Origin of the sequence: Jatrophihabitans sp., from assembly GCA_036399055.1 — a bacterium.
In the GTDB taxonomy this organism is placed as follows: Bacteria; Actinomycetota; Actinomycetes; order Mycobacteriales; family Jatrophihabitantaceae; genus Jatrophihabitans_A.
The window spans coordinates 133,289-153,951 of sequence record DASWNX010000036.1 but is presented as its reverse complement, the minus strand read 5'-3'; the positions used below and the strand labels follow the sequence as shown (position 1 = coordinate 153,951).

Sequence of the window (20,663 nt, the reverse complement as noted above, 5' to 3'; positions counted from 1 at the left end):
GGCGTGGCGAAGCCTAGTCCGATCGGGACGCGCAGATAGAGAATCTGGTGATATTCATGGACATCTCGTCCGGTTTGCCCTCCGAGGCGGTGGCGTTCGAGCCGCAGGGCTCCTCGACGCTGCTGGCGGCCGATCGTTCGGTGATGACCGACCCGGGCCCGCTCGGCCGGTTCGGGGACTTCGGTGGCCGCTACGTCCCCGAGGCGTTGATCCCGGCTTGTGAGGAGTTGGAGGCGGCCTACCGCCAGGCCCGCGAGGACCCGAGCTTCGAACGCACGCTCACCCAGACCCTGGAGGTCTACGCCGGGCGTCCCACACCGGTGACCCCGGCGGCCAGGCTGTCGCAGGAGCTGGGCATCAACTTGTTGCTCAAGCGGGAAGACCTCACCCACACCGGTTCACACAAGATCAACAATGTGATCGGCCAGGCCCTGCTGGCACAGCGCATGGGCAAGCGGCGCCTGCTGGCCGAGACCGGCGCCGGCCAGCACGGCGTCGCCACCGCCACCGCCGGAGCGCTGCTCGGCCTCGATGTCACGGTGTACATGGGCGAGGTCGACACCGAGCGCCAGCAGCTCAACGTGTTCCGGATGGAGTTGCTGGGCGCGAAGGTCGTCCCGGTGACCAGCGGCAGCCGCACCCTGAAGGACGCCTGCAGTGAAGCGTTGCGGCAGTGGGTGTCCCAGGTCGATGAGGCGTACTACTGCCTGGGCTCGGTGATGGGACCGCATCCCTATCCCTGGATGGTTCGGGAGTTCCAGAGCGTCATCGGGACCGAGGCCCGTCGCCAGTGCGCCGGCCTGCTGCGTCGAGGCGTGCCAGACGTGGTGGTGGCCTGTGTGGGCGGCGGCTCCAATGCCGCCGGCACCTTCGCCGGGTTCGTCGACACCTCCGCCAGGATGGTGGGTGTCGAGGCGGCCGGCGGAGCGGCCATGACCGACGGCTCGCCCGGAATCCTGCACGGTTTCTACTCCCAGGTGCTGCAGGACTCCGACGGGCAGGTGAAGGAGGCGCACTCGATCTCGGCCGGTCTGGACTACCCCGGGGTGGGACCCGAGCACGCCAGCCTCGGCATGTCCGGCCGGGTGGAATACGCCACCGCCACCGACGAGCAGGTGCTCGAAGCGGTGGTCACGCTGGCCCGGATGGAAGGCATCCTGGCTGCGCTGGAGTCGGCTCACGCGCTGGCCTGGATCATCAAGGCCGCGCGGTCGGGGGATCTGGCAGCCGGCTCGACGGTGCTGATGACGCTGTCCGGCCGCGGTGACAAGGACGCCGGCCAGCTGATGACGTTGCTGGCATGAGCGGCCCGCACGTGGCTATGGGTGCCAGGGGCGCCAGGGACGCCAGGGACGCTGGGGGCGCTAGGGACGCTGGGGGCGCTAGAGGCGCTGGGGGCGCTATGGGCGAGGTGGAGCGGTCCCTTCGGCGACGACGGGAAGCCGGCGGCAAGTCACTGGCGCCGTTCGTGACCGCCGGGGTCACCTCCGACTGGACGGACTACGTCCGCGCCTGCGCCGACAACGGCGCCGACGCGATCGAGATCGGGCTGCCGTTCTCTGATCCGATGCTGGACGGCCCGGTCATCCAAGCCGCCTCAGGGCAGGCGCTCGCGCGTGGCGTGCGCACCGCCGAGCTGCTGGAGGAGGTGGCAGCCCTGGACGCAGGGGCGCCGCTGATCGTCATGACCTACAGCAACATCGTGCGCCGCCACGGCGACGAGGCGTTCTGCCGCACGCTGTCGGCCGCCGGGGTCGCGGGGCTGATAGTGCCCGACACCCCGGTCGATGAGATCGAGCCGCTGCTGTCGGCGGCCCGGGCCGCCGAGCTCGAACTCATCCTACTGGTCGCCCCGTCCACCAGGGCCCACCGGATCAGCCGGATCGCCGAGCTCAGCAGCGGATTCGTCTACGCCGTGAGCAACATGGGAGTGACCGGGCTCCGGGACACGCTCTCAGAGACCGTGCAGCCCACGGTGGAGGCCATTCGCAGCCGCACCAGCCTGCCGGTGCTGGTCGGGTTCGGCATCTCCTCACCTGAGCAAGCGGTGCAGGCCAGCCAGCACGCCGACGGGGTGGTGGTGGCCTCGGCCCTGATGCGCGACGTGCTCGCCGGCGCCTCAGCGATCGAGCTGGGCAACGCCGTGGCCGGGTACCGCTCAGCGCTGGACAGCGTCGAGTGGGGCGCCGGCGCCGCACCGGCAGGCGCTGTCGAGTCCGGGCAGTGAGCCTGAGCCCCCGCTGACCTCAGGCAGCCGGTTGGAGGACCAGCAGCCGGCCGGTCACCAGGCCCTCGGAGATGAGCTGGCCGATGACCTGCTCCTGGCTGCGGGCGCTCTGCCATCGCTGGTCAGCGCCGTGGCGGCGCTCGATCACCGCCTCCACCCGATCGGCGGCCGCCTGCCAGTCCGGTTCGGGGTCGGCGAAGTCGGACAGCTCGGCCCGCTCCAGGACCGTGAGGCCGGTCCTGGCGAGCAGGCCGTTCAGCTCGCCGTCGGTGAGAAAGTGATTGCCCTCCGGCTGCTGGGGCAGGTGGGCCACCGTGCGCAGGAAGACCAGCAGGCCCACCAGCGCTTGTGGCCTGCTGACCCGCCGCAGCTCCGCCAGCAGGCCGGCCTGATCCGGCACGGTGCACAGCACGCCGAGGCTCCAGACCGCCTCGAACACCCCGCTCGCGAACGGCAACCTGTCACCGGTGGCGACCACCACCGGGCGGTCGAACAACCGGGCCGATGCCCGGCAGGCGTGGATCATCGGCTCGGCCAGCACCGGCGCCACCCCATGGCGCCGCGCGGCGAGCTCGGCTGGACCGCCCACCCCGGCCCCGCAGTCGAGCAGGCGCACCCCCGGGCCAAGCCGCAATCTGTCGCACAGCCACTCCAGGGCGGCCGGGCTTCCGCTGCCTCGGCAGGCGGCCGGTATCGCGTGATCTGGGCCGAGTTCGGCGACCGCCTCGGCGGTCCAGGCCGCCATCGTGTCGAACTCGTCGGCCATCGGATCGGTTTCGGTCATAGCTGGGACCGTATTCGACGCCCGATCTCGGCTTTCACCTCGGCGGCGTAGAACTCGCCGCGCCCGGATGCCAAGCCCGAGAGGTTGACCCCGCCGATGCCTTCGATCGCAAGCAACTGGCTGGCTTCGCCGACCGCGGCCTCGATGCCGGCCGCGACCGGGTCAGCGTCGGCGAGCACCCGGGTCACCGGCGCCGGATCGAGCTGCAGGCCGGGAAAGTCGCGCAGGACCTGGGCCGAGCGCGCGTCGGTGTACACCGCGACCCCGGCGATCAGCGGGATGGTGACACCGCGGTCCCGGCAGGCCCGGACGAATCGCGCCAGCTCGGCGGCGCTGCCGGCGTGATTGAGCAACGCCAGCTGGGCGCCGGCGCGCTGTTTTTGCAGTAGCCGCTCCGGGCGCAGCTGCCGGGGCGGGGCATCGGGAGCTTCGGCCACGGCGACCGGAACCCCCAACGAGGCGCCCAGCCCTGCCAGCCGGGTGCCGTCGAGGTCGAACACCTGGGTGACCCCGGGCCGGACGCCCTGGGCCCGGCCGTCACCGGTCACGCACAGCACCCCGTCCGCGCCGGCGACACGCGCCCCGATCAGCTCCTGCTCCAGGACCAACCGGTTACGGTCCCGGCAGGTCAGGGTCACCCACCCGACGCCGCCGGCCTGCCGGATCAGGGCCGCCATCAGAGCCGGCGGAAAGTCCGGGCGGTTCTGGTGCTCACCCACCAGCAGCGCGTCGCAGGAGCCGGCCAACACGGCCGTGATCTGAGCCACGGCCTCAGCGTCGTAAGCCGGCAGCGTCAGATCAGTGATCACCACGGGACCGGACCGGGTGGCCTGAAGCAGCGCGCTGGGCGGCGGGTCCTCAGCCGCCGGACCATTCCAGTCCGGCACGTCCGGCGAGTCGGTGAAGGGGCACCGATGGGCAGCCATCTCGCACGACAGGTCCGCGCGCACCCCGCCGCACGGCCCGAACACCATGTGCTTGGGGCAGGCCGGCTCTCTGGTCAGCGACATCGCTCAATCCTTCATGAAAATGCCGGACGGTCGGGGCCAGAGCGGCCATCTTCACCGGATAGGCCTGAGGCAGCCGACCCTACATGGTCTTTTCTACATTGATCTTCGCTGCTGACTGGAGGTCACGACATAGACCCGAACCACTTACCGGTTTACATTTCGGGCTTACGTTTCGCCCCAACCACACACCGCAACCGCAACCGGCGCGCAGGCGTCCGGAACTCGGTCAGCCAACCGGGGCCGCAGCCGCGACCTTCGCGGTCTGCCGGCTGCCACGTCCTAAGTGGCCGGACCCGAGGTGAAGGAGTTCTCGTGCTGGAAGTCAAGGACCTGCACGTGTCCTATGGCGGCGTGGTGCGCGCGCTGCAGGGAGTGAGCCTGCAGGTGCCTGACGGCAAGGTCGTGGCGGTGCTGGGCAGCAACGGCGCAGGCAAGAGCACCCTGATGCGCGCGGTCTCGGCGACCCTGTCGATGCATCGCGCCTCGGTGACAGGCGGGGACATCACGTTCGGCGCCACCAGCCTCGCCGGCTTGGACGCCGCCCGCACGGTGAGATTGGGCATCGTGCAGGTGCCCGAAGGCAGGCGGATCTTCGGCAGGCTGAGCGTGGAGGAGAACCTGCGGGCCGGCGGGCTGGGCGCCCGGAGCAAGGCCGGCCGAGCGGCCAGCAGGGACCGGGTCTTCGACATGTTCCCGGTGCTCGCGCAGCGGCGTGGCCAGCGGGCCGCGATGCTCTCTGGCGGCGAGCAGCAGATGCTCGCCATCGGGCGGGCGCTGATGGCCCAGCCCAAGCTGATCATCCTCGACGAGCCGAGCCTTGGCTTGGCGCCGCGGATCGTCGGCCAGATCGGACGGATCCTGCAGGCGATCAACGCCGAGGGGACCTCGGTGCTGTTGGTGGAGCAGAACGCGGTGATGGCCCTGAGCATCGCCGACACCGCCTACGTGCTCGACCTCGGCCGGGTGTCGCTGTCCGGTCCGGCTGATCAGCTGGCCGCCGACGACACGGTTCGCCAGCTCTACCTCGGCCACACCGCGGTGGCGGCGACAGCTGCCGACTCCGGCGCGGGGCGCCATGCGGCACTGAGCCGGTGGCACGGATGAGCACCGATCCCTCGCCCGAGGATGAGGCGGTTCCGACCTTGCGGGTGGACCAGGTCTCGGTGGCCTTCGCAGGGGTCAAGGCGTTGGACGATGTCTCGCTCACGGTCGAGCCCGCCTCCATTCACGCGGTGATCGGACCGAACGGCGCGGGCAAGTCCACCATGTTCAACGTGCTGTCGGGCATCTACCGGGCCACGGCAGGCTCGGTGCGCTTCGGCGAACACGAGCTCACCCGGATGCGACCGCACCGCATCGCGCAGTTGGGCATCGCGCGGGCGTTTCAGAACATCGCGCTCTCCCGAGGCCAGACCGTCGCCGAGAACCTGATGTTGGGCCGGCACAGCCTGACCCGAGCCGGCTTCATCAGCACTGGCCTGCGGCTGCCCGGCGCGATGCGTGAGGAACGCAGGCACGCGGCCCGGGTGCGCGACATCGCCGACTTCGTCGGCCTGGCGGCCAAACTCGACCGGCCTGCCGGCTTGCTGTCCTACGGCGACCAGAAACGGGTCGAGGTCGCTCGCGCGCTGGCCTGCGAGCCTCGGCTACTCCTGCTGGACGAGCCGGTGGCGGGCATGAACGCCGAGGAGTCGGCTCAGATGGCCGGGTTGATCTCCGAGGTCCGGCGTGAGCTGGCCATCTCGATCCTGCTCGTCGAGCACGACATGGCCCTGGTGATGGCTATCTCCGACCGGGTGACCGTGCTGGATTTCGGCAGGCTGATCGCTGACGGCGTGCCGGCCGAGGTCCAGCAGGACCCGGCTGTGGTGCGTGCCTACCTCGGCGTCGAAGACGAGCAAGAGCCGGGTCACACCGATCCTGTCCCGCTGATTTCCTCCACCGAGAGGCAGACCTGACATGACGCGCTTGGTCGAATTGCTGCTCAACGGCGTGAGCCTGGGCAGCATCTACGCCCTCATCGCCCTGGGATTCGTCATCATCTTCAAGGCGACCGAGGTCGTGAACTTCGCCCAGGGCAGCCTGCTGATCCTCGGCGGCTACATCACCGTCCGGGCGCACGAGCACCTGCCGTTCGCCGTGGCGCTGCTGGCCGGGGTCACCGCGACAGCCCTCGTCGCGCTGCTCATCGAACGGGTCTTCATCCGGCGGGTGAGGGGCGGTGATGTCAACGCCCTGGCGATCCTGACCATCGGCATAGACATCATCCTTCTCGCCGAACTGACCCGCCGGTTCGGCTCCGACGTCCTGAGCATCGGCGATCCGTGGGGCAGCAACATCGTCCACGTCGCGGGCCTGTCGCTGCCGCAGGCGCGGCTGGCGGCGATCGTGGTCGCGGCAGTCCTGCTGACGACGTTCTTCGCCGCCTTCAAGTTCTCCAATTGGGGAGTGGCGATGCGGGCCGGCGCCGAGGACGGCGAGGCAGCGGCTCTGATGGGTATCCGGCGCGGCCGGGTCACCGCGACCGCGTGGTTGATCGCCGGTGGCCTGGCCGCCGTGGCGGTGGTCTTCCTCACCGCTTTCCCCAGCCCAGGCCTGGACGCCAGCGTCCGGGAAGTGGCGCTGCGGGCGTTTCCGGCGGCGATCCTCGGCGGCCTCGACTCGACCGCCGGGGCGGTGGCAGGCGGCATGGCCATCGGGTTGGCCGAGGCTCTCACCGCCGGTTACAGCGTGACCTTGCTCGGTGGCAGCCTGGCCGACGTCATTCCCTATCTGGTGATGTTGGCTGTTCTGCTGGTGCGCCCGTCAGGCCTGCTGGGCACCCGGGACCTCTCTCGTGTCTGAGCTCCCCGCCACCTCCGCTAGCACCACCGCGGCGCCACCGGCGGCGCTGCCGGCGGATGCCTCGTCCGGCAGCGTCGGGGATCGATGGACCGGTCGCCGGCCACGGGCTGCGACTCTGGTGCGATTCGGCCTGGTGGCGGTGCTGGCCGTCCTGCCCCTGTACTTGGGCACATCCCTTCTGCAGACAGGGCTCTTCGCGATGGCCGCGGTGATCGGCGCCATCGGCCTGACCATCCTGACCGGAACCGCCGGCCAACTGTCGCTGGCTCATGCCTTCTTCCTCGCGGTGGGCGCCTACGGCTACTCCTACTTCGCAGGCGTGGCCGATCCCTCGGGCGCGTCCGCCGCGGCCGGACTCGGCCTGCCGCCGGTTCTGGCGATGATCCTGGCGGTGGCCGTCGCGGGAGTGACCGGCTTGCTCTTCAGCCCGATCGCCAGCCGGCTCCGAGGGATCTACCTCGGCGTGGCCTCCCTCAGCCTGGTCTTCATCGGCTCGTTCCTCTACGAGAACTTCCGGGCCCTCACCGGGGGTTTCAACGGCAGGCCGGCGACGGACTTCTCGATCCTGGGCTTCCAGTTCGCGCCCGAGCATCCGTTCCTGACCGTGCTCAACGTGCCGTTCGGGCGGTTCGAGCGGCTGTGGTACCTGTTTCTGGCCCTGACCGTCGCCAGCTACGTCTTCGGCGTGAACGTGCTGCGTGGCCGAATGGGCCGCGCGATGCAGACGATGCGCGACAGTGAGACCGCAGCCTCGGCGATGGGGGTCAACGTCCGCCGCGTCAAGGCGGGGGCGTTCATCCTGTCCAGCACCTACGCCGGACTGGCCGGGGTGCTGATCGCACTGGCGTTCACTCGGGTCACCCCGGACTACTTCATCCTTCCGCTGTCGATCAGTTACCTGGCGATGGTCGTGATCGGCGGCTTGGGCTCGATCGGCGGCGCCAGCGTCGGCGCGGTGTTCGTGACAGCGCTGCCGCCGCTGTTGAGCCGTTATTCGGACTTGCTTCCCTTCGTCGCCGCAGCCGGCAGCGGCGGATACGACGAGGGAAAGATCACCGCGGTTCTGTACGGGGCGGCGGTGATCCTCATTGTCCTGTTTGAACCTGGGGGCCTCAGCGCGCTCGGCCGCCGGCTGTTCCGCCGTCCGGCACCCACTCGCGCCCTCGGGCGCTCGGCTTCACGCAGGCGTGCCTCTGGCACGCCGGCGGCTAGCGACAACCACCATCAGGAGGATCACGCATGACCCGAATCACGACCCACGCGCTACCCGCTGCGGTGCTCACCCTCGCCCTCGGCCTCGCTGTCTCGGGGTGCAGCACCAAGGCCAACGACGCCGCCGGCGCCAAGACCGAGAACGGGACGAAGGTCGGTCCCGGAGTCACCGCCGACAAGATCACCCTTGGTGTGTTGACCGACCAGTCCGGTGTGTTCGCCGCCCTGGGCACCACGGTCACCCAGGGCAACCAGCTCGCTGTCGATGACATCAACGCCGCCGGCGGCATCTGCGGGCGCAAGATCGTGCTCCAGATCAAGGACACCGCCTATGACGTGCAGAAGGCGGTCAGCCAGTACGCCGAGATCTCCCCGAACATCGCGGGCATCCTGCAGGTCATCGGCTCTCCGACGACCACCGCGCTGCTGCCCAGCATCAAGACCGATAACATGCTGACTGCCACCTCCACCTGGGCGTCGTCGTTGCTGAGCAGCCCCAACATCCAGATCTCGGGCGCCACCTATGACATCGAGATGATCAACGGCATCTCCTACCTGCTCGACGAGGGCCTGGTCCGCAAGGGCGACAAGCTGGGCCACATCGCCTTCGAGGGCGCCTACGGCGACAACGGCTTGGAGGGCACGAAGTACGCGGTCGACAAGCTGGGTCTGACGGTCGTTCCGCAACGGGTCAAGGCCACCGAGACCGACATGACCAGCGCCGTGCAGGCGCTCAAGCAGGCGGGCGTGCGGGCCATCCTGCTCACCGCGGCGCCCAAGCAATTGGCCTCGGCCGCGGGCGTGGCTGCCTCGATCGGGCTTGACGTGCCGATCCTCGGCAACAACCCCACCTACACCCCCGCGTTGCTGAGCACCTCGGTCGGCCGGGTGCTGGAGAAGAACTTCTACCTCTCTGCCTCGTCCCTGCCGCTCTCGGCAGACCACCCGGTGGCCAAGAAGGTTCTCGCGTCCTACAAGGCTAAATACCCCAAGGGAAGCCCGAACGCCGGCGTGACCTACGGATACGGCGTCGGCAAGATCTACGAGCACACCCTCAAGGCCGCCTGCGCGGCGAAGGACCTGAGCCGAGAAGGCATCACGGCCGCCTTCCACACGCTCAGCGATGTCGACACCGAGGGCGTCATCTCGCCGCTGGACTACAGCAAGCCCGGTGAGATCCCGAGCCGGCAGACCTACATCCTGCGACCGAGCATGGCAAACCTTGCCGTCGACGGCCTCAAGGTCGGCAAGGAGCTGTTCGAGTCCCCAGTCGCCAAGGATTACAGCCCGTCGGCCGGCTAAGCCGACAGGACCCGAGCGCGCTGGCCGACCGCCAGCACCTGCCGCACGTATCGACGTTGATCGCAGACAGGCGGAGATGAACCACTCAGCTGGCGAACTCAAGGGGCGCCGGGCGCTGGTCAGCGGGGGCGCAGCCGGAATCGGGGCGGCGTGCGCCCGCGGCCTGGCCAGAGCCGGCGCCGATGTCATCGTGTTGGACCGCGACGCCGAGGGCGCGAAGGCGCTGGCCGCCGAGATCGGCGCTCAGACGTTGGTCGCGGACCTCAGCGACGCGGCTGAGATCGCGGCGCTGGCCGTCGATGTGGACATCCTCGTCAACAACGCCGGCGTGCAGCATGTGGCGGCGATTCCGGACTTCCCGCCCGAGACGTTCGACCGGTTGCTACGCCTGATGCTGCACGCGCCGTTCCTGCTCGCCAGAGCGGCGCTGCCAGCGATGTACGAGCGCGGATGGGGGAGGATCATCAACATCTCCTCCGTCCACGGTCATCGGGCTTCTCCCTACAAGTCGGCCTATGTCGCGGCCAAGCACGGGCTCGAAGGCCTGTCCAAGGTGATCGCGCTGGAGTCGGGCGAGCACGGCGTCACCTCCAACTGCATCGCCCCCGGCTACGTGCGCACCGCACTGGTCGAGGGCCAGATCGCGGCCCAGGCAGCGACGCGCCACATCCCGGCCGAAGATGTGGTCGAACGGCTGATGCTGTCTGAGTCCGTGGTCAAGAGGTTGATCGAACCTGAGGAGGTGGCCGCCGTGGCGGTGTTCCTGTGCACCCCCGCGGCCTCCTACATAACAGGGGCCTCAATCGCTGTCGACGGTGGGTGGACCGCGCGGTGACCGGCACAATGAAGCCCCAGTCCTGCTAGCGAGGTGGTTTTCACCGAATGCATCCGCTGCCCAGTGCCACGTCAGGGCACTCCTTCGACGGGTTGACCCAGTTACTCGAGCTGTTGCGTCTGCTGGCCACCGAGGCGCCCGACGGGGCTTTTGCGAGCTGGCTCAGCCGTTGCAGCGCCGCGGGCCTGCCAGCCGAGGTGATCGAGGGCTATGAACTGGCCCGACGCATTCGTGACAACAATGCCCGGCGCGAGCGGCGCGAGCACGCGCTGGCGGCTCTGTATGCCACAGCCGGCGACCTGTCCTCGTTGCGCGACACCGACAAGGTGCTCACCGCGATCGTGCGGCGCGCGCGCGAGCTACTGGTCAGCGACGTCGCCTACATCACCCTGATCGACGAAGCCTCCGGGGTCACCACGATGCGGATCGAGGTCGGGATGCTGACCTCGGCGCTACGGCAGATGCAGTTGGCGCACGGCACCGGCGTCAGCGGCTTGGTCGCCAAGACCGCCGAGCCGTTCTGGACACCGGACTACCTCTCTGACTCCCGGATCATCCACGTCATCGACGACATCGTCGCCGAAGAAGGCCTGTCAGCGGTGTTGGGTGTGCCGTTGCTGCTCGGCGACACGGCGCTGGGAGTGCTGTTCGCCGCGCACCGCAGGCAGCGTTCCTTCACCTCTGAAGAGGTGGCGCTGCTGTCCTCGCTGGGTCACCACGCCGCCATCGCGCTGCACAACGCCCGGATGTTCGAGGCCTCTCGCGCCGCGCTGGAGGAGCTGACCGAAGCGCACACGGCAATGAAGGAGCACGCCGAGCTGATCGAGAAGTCGGCCCTGGTTCATGAAAGGCTGGCCGACCTGATCCTGCAGGGCTCGGAGATGGCAGGCGTCGTCGACGCGTTGGCCGAGGTCCTGCAGGCAGACATCCTGGTGCTGGGAACCGACAACAGCGAGTTGGCGCGCTCAGCCGGGATGCACACCGGCACCCACGCCGAGCTGCTGGGCTTCATCGGCGCCGACGCCGGCGACCATCCCGAGGGCGTCAGCCGATGGGAGCACATCCAGCAGGAGGCGTTTCGCCGTGGCCGCACCACCCGTTGGCAGACCTCGGCCGACCAGGATGTCTGGATCACGCCGATCATCGCCGGCGCCGAGCACTTCGCCGTCGCCCTGGCCACCCGTCGCAACGACTTCGACGACGCCGAGCTACGCACGCTCGAGCGGGCGGCGCAGGTCACGGCGCTGCTGCTGCTGATGGGCCGATCGGTCGCGGCCGCCGAGCAAGCGGTTCGCGGTGACATCCTCGATGACCTGCTCAGCTCCTATCCGATCGACGAGGCAGGCCTGCGCCGCCGGGCCGAACTGCTCGGCGTGGACCTCGATCGTTGCTCGGTCGTGGTGACCGCTCGCCCGGTGAACGCCACGGACCGGTCGGCGGTGCTGCAGGCCGTCGGCGCCCTCAGCCGTGAGTGGGGCGGGCTGGCCGGTGAGCACGCCGGCAGCGTGGTCTCGCTGCTGCCCGGCGAAGACCCGAAAGAGGCGGCCCTGCGCGTCAGCGACTGCCTCAATCAGGTCGGAAGAACCCGGGCGACCATCGGCGCCGCCGGACCCGGCGTGGGGATCAGCGGCCTGGCGCAGGCGTACCAGGACGCGGCCAGGTGCGAACGCATCCTGCTGGCTCTGGACCGGGTGGGCGGCCATGCCACCCCGCGTGACCTAGGGATCTACGGGCTGCTGTTCAGCGGCGCCCCCCGCAAGGACATCGAGACCTTCCTCGACGACCGGCTGGGACCGTTACTGCGTTACGACGCCGAACACGGCACCGAACTGCTGGCGACACTCGCTGCCTACTTCGACGCGGGTGGAAATGTGGCCAGCGCCGCCGGCGCGCTCTACCTGCACACCAACACGATGCGTCAACGCCTGGCCAGGATTCGCGAGCTGCTCACCACGGGGTGGACCGGGGACGGCCAGCTGGAGTTGCAGGTCGCGGTCCGCATCCACCGGATCTTTCGCGACGTCTGATCGGGCCAGAGGCCGAGCTCCCGGTCACTGGTGGTCGACCCAGCAGCCCATCACGACGGTCGCCATCTCGTAGGCGAGGTCGGTGCGCCGCTGCTGCTGCTGGCCGAACACCGCAGGCAGGTCGGTGGTGTCGACTCGCAGCGTCATGCTGTCCTTCAGGACGACCGCGGTTCCGGTCTTGGTCGCGTAGGCCTGCTCGCCCACCGCGAGCAACGGCTCGGTGGTGCCCAGCTCAGCGCGCAGCGCCTGGAAATAGGCTTGGGCGGCCGGCTTGCTGGCCGACTCCTTGACCGACAGCACCATCTTGCCCATCGGCAGCGTGTAGGTGCAGGTGTAAAGCTGGTCCTGCCAGCTCGTGCTGGTCGGCGCCGGCGCGTCGAGGCTCAGCACCGTCTGCACCGTGTCGGGAACGCGCCCGGTGCACACCATCTTCGAGGCTGCGGAGGGCTCGCTATGAGCATGGGACTTGCCGGTCATCGTCTGACCCGGCGTCGCCGGGTGGCTGTGACCGGACATCGTCTCACCCGAGGCCATCGTGTGGTTGTGGCCCGACGCCTTCGACATGCCGGCCGCCTGCTGGCCCGGCGCTGCCGAGGTAGCGGCCGCGGCCGGGGCCGGGGCGCTGGAGCCCTCGCCTGTCGCGCAACCGGACAACGCGACCGCGAGGACGCTCAAGCCGACGGCTAGTTGCCGTGTCTTCATAAGGTGCTCGTTTCTTGCCGGAGTTGGACGATGTCTAGGCCGGGTGGCTGGACACGAGGGTGGCAAACGCGACGATGTTGTTTTCGTAGCTGTGGGATTCGTCGTCGAACGCGCCGCCGCAGGTGATCAGCCGCAGTTGCGCGCTGTCGGTGTTGCCGTAGACCTCGAGGGTCGGGAACTGGTCCTTGCGATAGGACACCACCCGGTCAACCCGGAACACCGCGGCCGTGTTGTCCGAACGGGTGACGGTCAGGGTGGCGCCGGGACGCAGCCCGCCCAGCTTGAAGAAGATTCCGGGACCGTACTCGACGGAGTCCACATGCCCGAGCAGGACCGCGGGTCCCTGCTGACCAGGGGTGGGGGAGTACTTGTACCAACCGGCGGGCGAGTTCTTGGCCAGCGGCGGAACTTGCACCGTCTGATCTGGATTGAGCCCGAGCTGCACTAGATCCGAGCTGACCTGGATCTGCGGGATCTCCAGACGGACGGGCGCCGACCTGGGTAGCAGCGGTCCTCGGGTGGCTGGTTTGGCTGTGGCGCCGGGCTGCTTCGCCGAGCGCGCCGGCGCCGGCACCGGCGCCACCGCCTGGCTAGACGACTTCGATGCCGATGCCGATGCCAATGCCGGGGTTGATGGCGAGGGCGAGCTCGATGGCGAACTCGAGGGTGCGGACGCGGCCGCGGGCGGTTGAGGCGCCTGCCGCTGGGCACGCAAGCCGGTCAGCAACATGACCACTCCGGCCACGACCAGCACGATCGCCGCGGCGGCAGCAAGCTGCCTGCCGCGGCGACCATGGTGCGCTGAATCAGACATCAGTACGCACTTGTGCTCGATCAGCTCTCGGACGCAGTCCGGCGACGCATCGCCAGCGCACCGGCGCCGAGGCCAGCTGCGAGTAGAGCCCCACCGAAACCGAGCACTGCCTGGTTCTCCACGCCAGAGGTGCCGCCGCCGCCGGTGCTGACGCCGCCGCCGGGCATCGACCCCATCTGCGAGGCGACCAAGGTTCCGCACAGCGCCGGGGAGGTGGCGGCCAGTGGCAGAGCCGGGACCAGGTCGCTCTTGGCGTCCTGGGCCTCCTGGCTGAGGGTCTCGGGGTCCAGGCCGTGCACCACGACTACCGCGGTGCCGCCCTTGAGGGACGCCACCGTCTTGGAGTCCAGCGTGATGATGCGGGAGTAGTTGTACGACGCGCCCGTGGGAGCGACGGTCAGGGTCAGGCCGGCCGCCGGGCTGGCGTCGCCGGACTTGGACAGCGTGGCGCCGATGGCGCCGTAACTGGGAGCGCCCTCAGTGGTGCTGATGACGCCGTCGCCGTTGCCGTCAGCGGCGGTGGTCGGGCACTCGCCCTTGGCGCCGATGTGGATGTGCTGGACGTGCGGGTAGGGGTTGCCACCGAACGTCGCGGCCAGGCCGGAGACATTCTGGGTGATGGTCGCCTGCGAGCCGTTCAGCGAGAGCATCAGGTTGCCAGAAGCCGAGGACTTGTTCAGCGCGTTGAGCTGCGCTTGGTAGGACGTGCCGTCGGCGGCTGACGCCGCGCCTGGCATCGCCAGGGCTGCCGCGCCCAGCGCGAGAGTCGGGGCCAACAGGAGCAGGGACTTCTTCATACGATTTCCTCCGGACGCCAGCCAGGCGGAAGTGCCTGGCAATGGGTAGAACGTGTCAGTGATTCGCTGCCCTCGACGGGGCGGATTGCCGAACCAGCAAAAATCCGATGAGAGCGGTGACAGTGGCGGTTGCCTCGGCCACCGCGGTGACGTTTTTCTTGAAGTACCACAGCGGCTCATACATGGACGGAATCGGCCCGAACGCAGGCACCTGGTAGTAGCGATAGAGCAGGACGGCGCCAAGCCCACCGGCGGCCACTGACAGCGCCGCTGCGTATGCCGCCTGGCTGCCGCTGACCAACACCCACAGCGCGGCGAGCACGGCAGCGGCCGCCTCGATCCGGAACAGGTTGCCCTGCCCAATCCCAGCTGGTGCGGCGAGTTGATAGTTGGCGGCCAGTTGCAGGTGAATCACCGCCTCGACGATCAGCGCGGCAGCGGTCACCGCGCGCAACGCGGTATCGGTCAGCCGCTGGCCGCTGTGACTTGAGGTTGCAGCGGTCACCTGACGACCAGCACGCCGGTCATGTTCGAGTGGAAGATGCAGTGGAAGGGGTAGCTTCCCGGCATGGTCGGCGCTTTGAAGCTGGTTTTGCCGTCACCGTCAACCTCGATGTCGAACGCGTCGGCGCTGTCGGCTGTGACAGTGTGCTTCTCGTCGTCTTTGTTCTCCACCGTGATCATCGCGCCCGGGCTGACCGATGCCGGCGCGCTGTAGTCGAACTTCTCGATGGTGATGGTGACCGCCTGAGCAGTCGGCTGCGGTGACGTGCTGGCGGCTGATGACGAGGCGGCCGGCGACGAGGGGGCAACCGCAGAGACTGTGCCGGTTCCGGCCGGCGAGGAGGCACTGGATGGCCGGCTGGCTTCCGGTGAGTCCGAGGAGCCACATCCGGCTAGTGCGGCCACACCGACGGCGCTGGCGAGCGCGACGCCGATCCGTATCCGCCGCGAGGCTCCAAAGCGTGTGGGCGGTCGGGCGAAGTCGGGTCGGGAATCGATTCTGGTCACGGGAGCTCCTGGACTTGTCGCGGCGACGCATAGCAGCGTCAGGCCTCTACCAGGTATTCGGTGACACTCCGCATTCAGATGCTGATGCTGTCCGGTCTTGTGCGGTGGAGCATCGAGCGCAGTCGGACAGGCGTCGGCCAAAGCCGGCGAAGGGCTGGCGCCAGCGACGCGCGGGTCGAGCGATGGTTTGCCAGTCGAAGTTTTTACGCTACTTTGTTCCTTGCTCAACCACGAGCTGCCTTGTCCGCATTTACTCTGTGGTGTCAGGAAGTGAGAAGTCGATGAGTGTCGACCGTCGATCATTCCTCTTCGGAGCCAGCGGTTTGGCTGCGCTCACGATCGCCGGCTGTGGTGGCGTCAGACAGCAGACAAGCCCGAGCGCCACCAGCGGCGCGAGTTCGGTGACCACCCAGGGTTTCGGCAAGCCCGACGACGTCGGGCAGGCTCGGATCAACGCGTTCAAGAAGGCGCACCCCAACATCGCCGTCCGCGTGAACGAGGGTGACTTCGACCCGCAGCAGTTTCTCTCCTCCGTCGCCAGTGGAAATCCCTCCGACCTGGTCTACATGGAGCGCGGCTTGATCGGCACCTACGCCGCCAAGGGCGCGCTGCAGCCGCTGGACGACCTGATCTCCGAGGTGGGCATCGACACCGGCCAGTACCGCAAGCCGGCCATGCAGCAGGTCACCGTCGATGACAAGGTCTACGGGATCCCGGAGTTCTACAACACCCGCAATATCCTGATCAACGGCAAGGCGATGCGCGAGGCGGGCCTGAGCCCGCAGGATCTGTCCACCACGGACTGGGACAAGCTGCACAGCACCGCCGCCAAGCTCTACCAGGCCAAGGGCTCGGGAATCAGCCGGATCGGGTTCGACCCCAAGCTGCCTGAGTTCCTGCCCCTCTGGGCCAAGGCCAACGGCGCCGACCTGGTGAACTCCGACGGCTCTCCCAACCTGGACGACCCGAAGATCGCTGAAGCGTTGGCCTATGCCTACAGCCTGATTCAAGAACAGGGCGGCTGGTCGAAGTTCAAGGCATTCCGCGACACCTGGGACATTTTTGGCGCGGGGAACGCATTCGTCAAGAATCAGGCCGTGGCTTTCCCCTGGGAAGGCTGGTACGTCAACGTCCTGGTGCAGTCCTCACCGAATCTGGAGCTGCAGTCGGTGCCCTTCACCGACCGGCAGGGCAAGCCGGTCAGCTTCTGCGACGGCAGCGCCTGGGCTGTGCCCAAGGGAGCGAAGAACGGCAAGGCGGCCGCGCAGTGGATGAAGACCATGACCTCGACCGAGACCTGGCTGCAGGCAGGGGCGGCTCGCGCTCAGACCGTGGCGAAGAACAAATCCATGTTCACCGGACTGTGGACCGCCAACGTCGAGGCCGACCACCAGGTTCGGGACAAGTACGTCAAGCCCAGCGGTCGAGCGGGTTTTGACCAGGCGGTCGCCAACTACTACGCCTCCACCGAGACCGCCTTCGCGGTCAACCCCTCCAAGGCCGGCAGCGAGATCAAGACGGCCTGGACCGACGCCGTGAACCGGGTGCTGGCGGGCCGGCAGGCGCCGGCGCAGGCCATGAGCCAGGCCCAGTCCGAAGCGTCCAAGGCCTACTCCGCCCTCAAGTGACGGCGGGCAAGGGCGATGACCAAGGTATTCACCACTGCGCCGGACGCGAGCAGCTCGCGCCCCCGGGCTGACCTGCCCTCGGCCAGACCTCGCCGCAACTGGGGCGAGATCCGGGCTGCCTACGGCTTCCTGTCTCCCTGGATCATCGGCTTCCTGGTCTTCACCACGGCGCCGATGCTGATCAGCCTGTACCTGTCCTTCACCGACTACGACCAGATCAACGCTCCGACCTACGTCGGCGCGGAGAACTACCGGCAGATGATCTCTGACCCGAAGGTCGCGCTGGCGTTGAAGAACACCCTGATCTACGCCGTGATGTACGTGCCGGCCGCGATGGCGGTGGCGCTCGGCCTGGCGATGGTGCTCAACCGGGTAGGCAGGGCGTCCGGTTTCTTCCGCACCGTGTTCTACCTGCCGGTGATGACGCCGACCGTCGCGGCGGCGGCGCTGTTTCTGCTGCTGCTCAACGGCCAGAAAGGCCTGATCAATCGCAGCCTGATGGTCATCGGGGTGCACGGGCCCAACTGGACCACCGACAGCGCCTGGATCAAGCCGGGGCTGGCGTTGACGATGCTGTGGGGGCTCGGCGGCACTGTGGTGATCTACCTGGCCGCGCTGCAGCAGGTCCCGAAGGATCTGTACGAGGCCGCCGAGCTCGACGGGGCCGACAGCTTCGACAAGTTCCGTCGGATCACGCTGCCGATGATCAGCGGAGCGCTGTTCTTCACCATGATCGTGCTCACGATCAACTCTCTGCAGATGTTCGATCAGGCGTACACGATGTTCTTCGGGGGTCAGCAGGTCAGCACCTACGCCAACGACGCGGCGCTGTTCTACGTGATCTACCTGTTCCAGCAAGCCTTCGGCGTGCTGCATATGGGCTACGCCTCGGCGTTGGCCTGGCTGCTGTTCGCCATCATCATGCTGGTCACCGCGGTGCAGGTCCGACTGAGTAAACGTTTCGTCTACTACGAGGGGGACCGCTGATGACCGCGACCCAGCCTCTGCGGGGCGCCGGTGTCGAACCTGAGCCGGCCGGCGACGAGGCCTCGACGCCGGTTGCCCGCACCCGGCCAGGCGGTGGTGTCAGCCTACGGCGGCTGCCGTACCTGGCCGTGCTGCTGGCGGCCAGCGTGCTGTTTTTGTACCCGTTCCTGTGGCTGATCAGCGCTTCGCTGAAACCGCGCACCGAGGTCTTCGACAACTCGCTGCTGCCCCGAGTCTGGCGATGGGCCAACTACTCCGACGTCTGGAACTACGCCCCGGTCCTGCAGTGGATCGCCAACAGCGTGATTGTCGCGCTGACCGCGGCGGTGACGGTGACGATCAGCAGCGCTCTGGTGGCCTTCGGCTTCGCCTACTTCCGCTTCCCCCTGCGCAACCTGCTCTTCGGCCTGGTGCTGGCCACGATGATGCTGCCGGGCGCGGCCACCATGATCCCGGTGTACCTGATCTGGCACCAAGTCGGCCTCACCGGCACCCAGGTGCCGCTGTGGGCGCAGAACCTGTTCGGCTCCGCGTTCTACATCTTCCTGCTGCGCCAGTTCTTCCTGGGACTGCCCCGGGAATACTTCGAAGCTGCCCGGGTCGACGGCTGCAGTTTCTTCGGACTGTTCTGGCGGATCGCCCTGCCGCTGTCACGTCCGGCCCTGGTGGTGGTGCTGGTCTTCGAGATCCAGGCGAGCTGGACGGATCTGTTGAGGCCGCTGATCTACCTGCAGGACCCCAACTTGTTCACACTGCCGCGTGGCCTGAAATCGGTGATCGACACCTTCGGAAACGGCGGTGAGCAGCACTGGGAGATCATCATGGCTGCCAGCCTGATCGCCACTGTCCCGCTGGTCGTGCTGTTCGCCTTCGCGCAACGCCACATCATGGACGGCATCGCCAGCCAGGGGCGCAAGGGCTGAGCCGGGTGAGCGCAAGGGCTGAGCCGGGGTAAGCGGCTCAGTTGCGCTGGCTCTCGCTTGCGGGCAGGTACGACTCGCCCGCGACGACCGAGTCGACGCCCAGTTGGCGTAGAGGCACCGGCGCCAGTTGACTGAAGGTCGACCGGTGCGCGACCAACACCTCCTGCGAGGGGTCGGCCAGCAGCCGCAGGTGCTCAGGTAGTGGTTCGCAGGTCATGGCTCAGATCAGGTTTCCCAGACCGCCGCCCAGACCGCCACCGCCGAACTTGCTCAACAGGTCCTGCGGGTTCAGGCCGAACTTCGCCAGCATGCCTGCGTGTTGCTCGGTGTCGACCTGGTCCGGCAACTCCTGCTCGGCCTGGTCAGCCTGCGGATGGCCCTGCTCGCGCAGCAACTGCATGATCTGGTTCTTATCGATGTTCATGATGAGTCCCCTCGTCGGGATAGGTTCATGGGAGCCGGTGGGCACCGCGGGAGCAGGCTGGAAAGACAGCCCGTCGGCGTATGTTTGCCTTCTCCCGCGACCTGGCGCGGGCAGCTGGTGGCTCAGCCAGGCACAGGCGCGAGGCGCCTGGCACTGCCGACGTTAGGCGCTTGCGCCCGCCGCTGGCAACCATTCTGCTGCCGACCCACCCGGATCCAACCTGAGCCACACACTCGTGGGCCCGCGGCAGGCGCAGCACTACAGGATCGGGTTGCCCCCGGTGACCGCGATCCGGGCGCCGGAGATGTAACTGCCCTCATCTGAGGCCAGCAGCACATACACAGGCGCCAGCTCCACCGGCTGCCCAGCGCGGCCCATCGGCACCTGGCTGCCGAACTCGCTGACCTTGTCGGGGGGCATGGTGGCCGGGATCAACGGCGTCCAGACCGGGCCGGGCGCCACGCTGTTGACCCGGATGCCCCGTTCGGCCAGCATCTGGGCGAGACTGGCGCAGAAGTTCGCGATCGCCGCTTTGGTGGCCGCGTACGGCGCCAGCGACGGCGAGGGCATGTCGGAGTTGACCGACGAGCTGCCGATGATGCTGGCGCCCGGCTTCATGTGCGGCACAGCGGCTTTGCACAGGTGGAACATCGCCGAGATATTGGTGGCGAAGGTGTAGTCCCACTCGTCGTCCGGGATCTCCTCGAGCGTCTCGTGAGACATCTGATAGGCGGCGTTGCTGACCAGCACGTCGATGCGGCCGAATTCGCTCATCGCCTTGGCGATGATGTCGCGGCAGTGCTGCGGCTGGGAGAGATCGCCCCTCATCAGAACGGCCTTGCGGCCTGCCTCTTCGACGTGACGGGCGGTGTCCTTGGCGTCGTCGTCCTCGTTCAGGTACGAGATCAGCACGTCGGCGCCCTCGCGCGCGTAGGCTATCGCCGCCGCCCGTCCGATCCCGCTGTCGCCGCCGGTGATCACGGCTGCCTTGCCGGTGAGGCGGCCGGAGCCGCGGTAGCTGTCTTCTCCGCAGTCAGGCCGCGGTGTCATCTCAGACTGGACGCCGGGGGTCTCCTGCTGCTGTTCGGGCTGGTTCATGCGACACCTCGAAGGCATGGATTGGGCTGCTGTTCCAA

The 20,663-nt window shown here is 68.1% G+C and carries 23 protein-coding genes; 13 read left to right on the top strand and 10 right to left on the bottom strand.

Annotation, left to right across the window (positions count from 1 at the left end; all coding sequences use genetic code 11):
• The first annotated feature begins 56 nt into the window (after positions 1-56).
• Both trpB and trpA read left to right on the top strand, forming a co-directional pair.
• Positions 57-1,304, top strand: coding sequence for a tryptophan synthase subunit beta (gene trpB / locus VGB75_17035; protein HEY0168753.1), 1,248 nt, complete (start codon positions 57-59; stop codon positions 1,302-1,304).
• 98 nt (positions 1,305-1,402) lie between these two features.
• The gene (gene trpA / locus VGB75_17030) at positions 1,403-2,227 is read left to right on the top strand and encodes a tryptophan synthase subunit alpha (protein ID HEY0168752.1); all 825 of its coding nucleotides are present in this window, start codon (positions 1,403-1,405) and stop codon (positions 2,225-2,227) included.
• A gap of 19 nt (positions 2,228-2,246) precedes the next feature.
• Here the strand turns inward: trpA and VGB75_17025 are convergent, their stop codons facing one another.
• Both VGB75_17025 and VGB75_17020 read right to left on the bottom strand, forming a co-directional pair.
• Positions 2,247-3,011: a methyltransferase domain-containing protein gene (locus tag VGB75_17025; protein ID HEY0168751.1), complete on the bottom strand. Its 765-nt coding sequence runs from the start codon at positions 3,009-3,011 to the stop codon at positions 2,247-2,249.
• A complete protein-coding gene (locus VGB75_17020) occupies positions 3,008-4,021 on the bottom strand; it encodes a methylenetetrahydrofolate reductase (GenBank protein ID HEY0168750.1) in 1,014 nt (337 codons plus the stop codon). The genes VGB75_17025 and VGB75_17020 overlap by 4 nt, the downstream gene beginning before the upstream one ends.
• A 312-nt stretch (positions 4,022-4,333) precedes the next feature.
• Between VGB75_17020 and VGB75_17015 the strand changes: the two genes are divergently transcribed.
• The 7 genes from VGB75_17015 to VGB75_16985 all read left to right on the top strand — a co-directional run bounded on the left by VGB75_17015 (position 4,334) and on the right by VGB75_16985 (position 12,241).
• The gene (locus tag VGB75_17015; GenBank protein ID HEY0168749.1) at positions 4,334-5,125 is read left to right on the top strand and encodes an ABC transporter ATP-binding protein; all 792 of its coding nucleotides are present in this window, start codon (positions 4,334-4,336) and stop codon (positions 5,123-5,125) included.
• Positions 5,122-5,979 carry an ABC transporter ATP-binding protein gene (locus VGB75_17010; protein ID HEY0168748.1) on the top strand — a complete coding sequence of 286 codons (858 nt, stop codon included), beginning with the start codon at positions 5,122-5,124 and terminating at the stop codon, positions 5,977-5,979. The genes VGB75_17015 and VGB75_17010 overlap by 4 nt, the downstream gene beginning before the upstream one ends.
• A gap of 1 nt (position 5,980) precedes the next feature.
• Positions 5,981-6,865 carry a branched-chain amino acid ABC transporter permease gene (locus tag VGB75_17005; GenBank protein HEY0168747.1) on the top strand — a complete coding sequence of 295 codons (885 nt, stop codon included), beginning with the start codon at positions 5,981-5,983 and terminating at the stop codon, positions 6,863-6,865.
• On the top strand, positions 6,858-8,108 hold the full coding sequence (locus VGB75_17000) for a branched-chain amino acid ABC transporter permease (protein ID HEY0168746.1): 1,251 nt from the start codon (positions 6,858-6,860) through the stop codon (positions 8,106-8,108). The genes VGB75_17005 and VGB75_17000 overlap by 8 nt, the downstream gene beginning before the upstream one ends.
• A complete protein-coding gene (locus VGB75_16995; GenBank protein HEY0168745.1) occupies positions 8,105-9,379 on the top strand; it encodes an ABC transporter substrate-binding protein in 1,275 nt (424 codons plus the stop codon). The genes VGB75_17000 and VGB75_16995 overlap by 4 nt, the downstream gene beginning before the upstream one ends.
• A gap of 76 nt (positions 9,380-9,455) precedes the next feature.
• Positions 9,456-10,214, top strand: coding sequence for a 3-hydroxybutyrate dehydrogenase (locus tag VGB75_16990; GenBank protein HEY0168744.1), 759 nt, complete (start codon positions 9,456-9,458; stop codon positions 10,212-10,214).
• A 47-nt stretch (positions 10,215-10,261) separates the two neighbouring features.
• A complete protein-coding gene (locus VGB75_16985; protein ID HEY0168743.1) occupies positions 10,262-12,241 on the top strand; it encodes a GAF domain-containing protein in 1,980 nt (659 codons plus the stop codon).
• 24 nt (positions 12,242-12,265) lie between these two features.
• Here the strand turns inward: VGB75_16985 and VGB75_16980 are convergent, their stop codons facing one another.
• Both VGB75_16980 and VGB75_16975 read right to left on the bottom strand, forming a co-directional pair.
• Entirely contained in the window at positions 12,266-12,943 is a 678-nt protein-coding gene (locus tag VGB75_16980; GenBank protein HEY0168742.1) for a hypothetical protein, read from the bottom strand.
• A 34-nt stretch (positions 12,944-12,977) separates the two neighbouring features.
• Positions 12,978-13,517 (bottom strand): class F sortase, encoded by a 540-nt coding sequence (locus VGB75_16975; GenBank protein ID HEY0168741.1) that lies wholly within the window; start codon positions 13,515-13,517, stop codon positions 12,978-12,980.
• Here VGB75_16975 and VGB75_16970 point away from each other — a divergent pair.
• Entirely contained in the window at positions 13,462-13,635 is a 174-nt protein-coding gene (locus tag VGB75_16970) for a hypothetical protein (protein HEY0168740.1), read from the top strand. The two genes, VGB75_16975 and VGB75_16970, sit on opposite strands and share 56 nt — an antisense overlap.
• A 142-nt stretch (positions 13,636-13,777) precedes the next feature.
• Here VGB75_16970 and VGB75_16965 read toward each other — a convergent pair whose 3' ends face one another.
• Genes VGB75_16965 through VGB75_16955 form a run of 3 tightly spaced genes read right to left on the bottom strand, consistent with a single transcriptional unit; the run spans position 13,778 to position 15,565 of the window.
• The gene (locus tag VGB75_16965; GenBank protein HEY0168739.1) at positions 13,778-14,554 is read right to left on the bottom strand and encodes a hypothetical protein; all 777 of its coding nucleotides are present in this window, start codon (positions 14,552-14,554) and stop codon (positions 13,778-13,780) included.
• Positions 14,555-14,609: 55 nt separating this feature from the next.
• Positions 14,610-14,999: a hypothetical protein gene (locus tag VGB75_16960; protein ID HEY0168738.1), complete on the bottom strand. Its 390-nt coding sequence runs from the start codon at positions 14,997-14,999 to the stop codon at positions 14,610-14,612.
• Positions 15,000-15,055: 56 nt separating this feature from the next.
• Complete coding sequence (locus tag VGB75_16955) at positions 15,056-15,565, bottom strand: cupredoxin domain-containing protein (GenBank protein HEY0168737.1); 510 nt, start codon at positions 15,563-15,565, stop codon at positions 15,056-15,058.
• Positions 15,566-15,966: 401 nt separating this feature from the next.
• Here VGB75_16955 and VGB75_16950 point away from each other — a divergent pair, with 401 nt between their 5' ends.
• From VGB75_16950 to VGB75_16940, 3 genes are read left to right on the top strand one after another with little or no spacing between them, the layout of a single operon-like run.
• The gene (locus tag VGB75_16950; GenBank protein ID HEY0168736.1) at positions 15,967-17,193 is read left to right on the top strand and encodes an extracellular solute-binding protein; all 1,227 of its coding nucleotides are present in this window, start codon (positions 15,967-15,969) and stop codon (positions 17,191-17,193) included.
• 15 nt (positions 17,194-17,208) lie between these two features.
• Positions 17,209-18,180 (top strand): sugar ABC transporter permease, encoded by a 972-nt coding sequence (locus VGB75_16945; protein ID HEY0168735.1) that lies wholly within the window; start codon positions 17,209-17,211, stop codon positions 18,178-18,180.
• Positions 18,180-19,103: a carbohydrate ABC transporter permease gene (locus tag VGB75_16940; GenBank protein ID HEY0168734.1), complete on the top strand. Its 924-nt coding sequence runs from the start codon at positions 18,180-18,182 to the stop codon at positions 19,101-19,103. The genes VGB75_16945 and VGB75_16940 overlap by 1 nt, the downstream gene beginning before the upstream one ends.
• A 37-nt stretch (positions 19,104-19,140) precedes the next feature.
• Here VGB75_16940 and VGB75_16935 read toward each other — a convergent pair whose 3' ends face one another.
• The 3 genes from VGB75_16935 to VGB75_16925 all read right to left on the bottom strand — a co-directional run bounded on the left by VGB75_16935 (position 19,141) and on the right by VGB75_16925 (position 20,625).
• A complete protein-coding gene (locus VGB75_16935) occupies positions 19,141-19,320 on the bottom strand; it encodes a hypothetical protein (protein HEY0168733.1) in 180 nt (59 codons plus the stop codon).
• Between the two features lie 3 nt (positions 19,321-19,323).
• Positions 19,324-19,527: a hypothetical protein gene (locus tag VGB75_16930; GenBank protein ID HEY0168732.1), complete on the bottom strand. Its 204-nt coding sequence runs from the start codon at positions 19,525-19,527 to the stop codon at positions 19,324-19,326.
• A 258-nt stretch (positions 19,528-19,785) separates the two neighbouring features.
• Positions 19,786-20,625 carry an SDR family oxidoreductase gene (locus tag VGB75_16925; protein HEY0168731.1) on the bottom strand — a complete coding sequence of 280 codons (840 nt, stop codon included), beginning with the start codon at positions 20,623-20,625 and terminating at the stop codon, positions 19,786-19,788.
• Positions 20,626-20,663 lie beyond the last annotated feature (38 nt).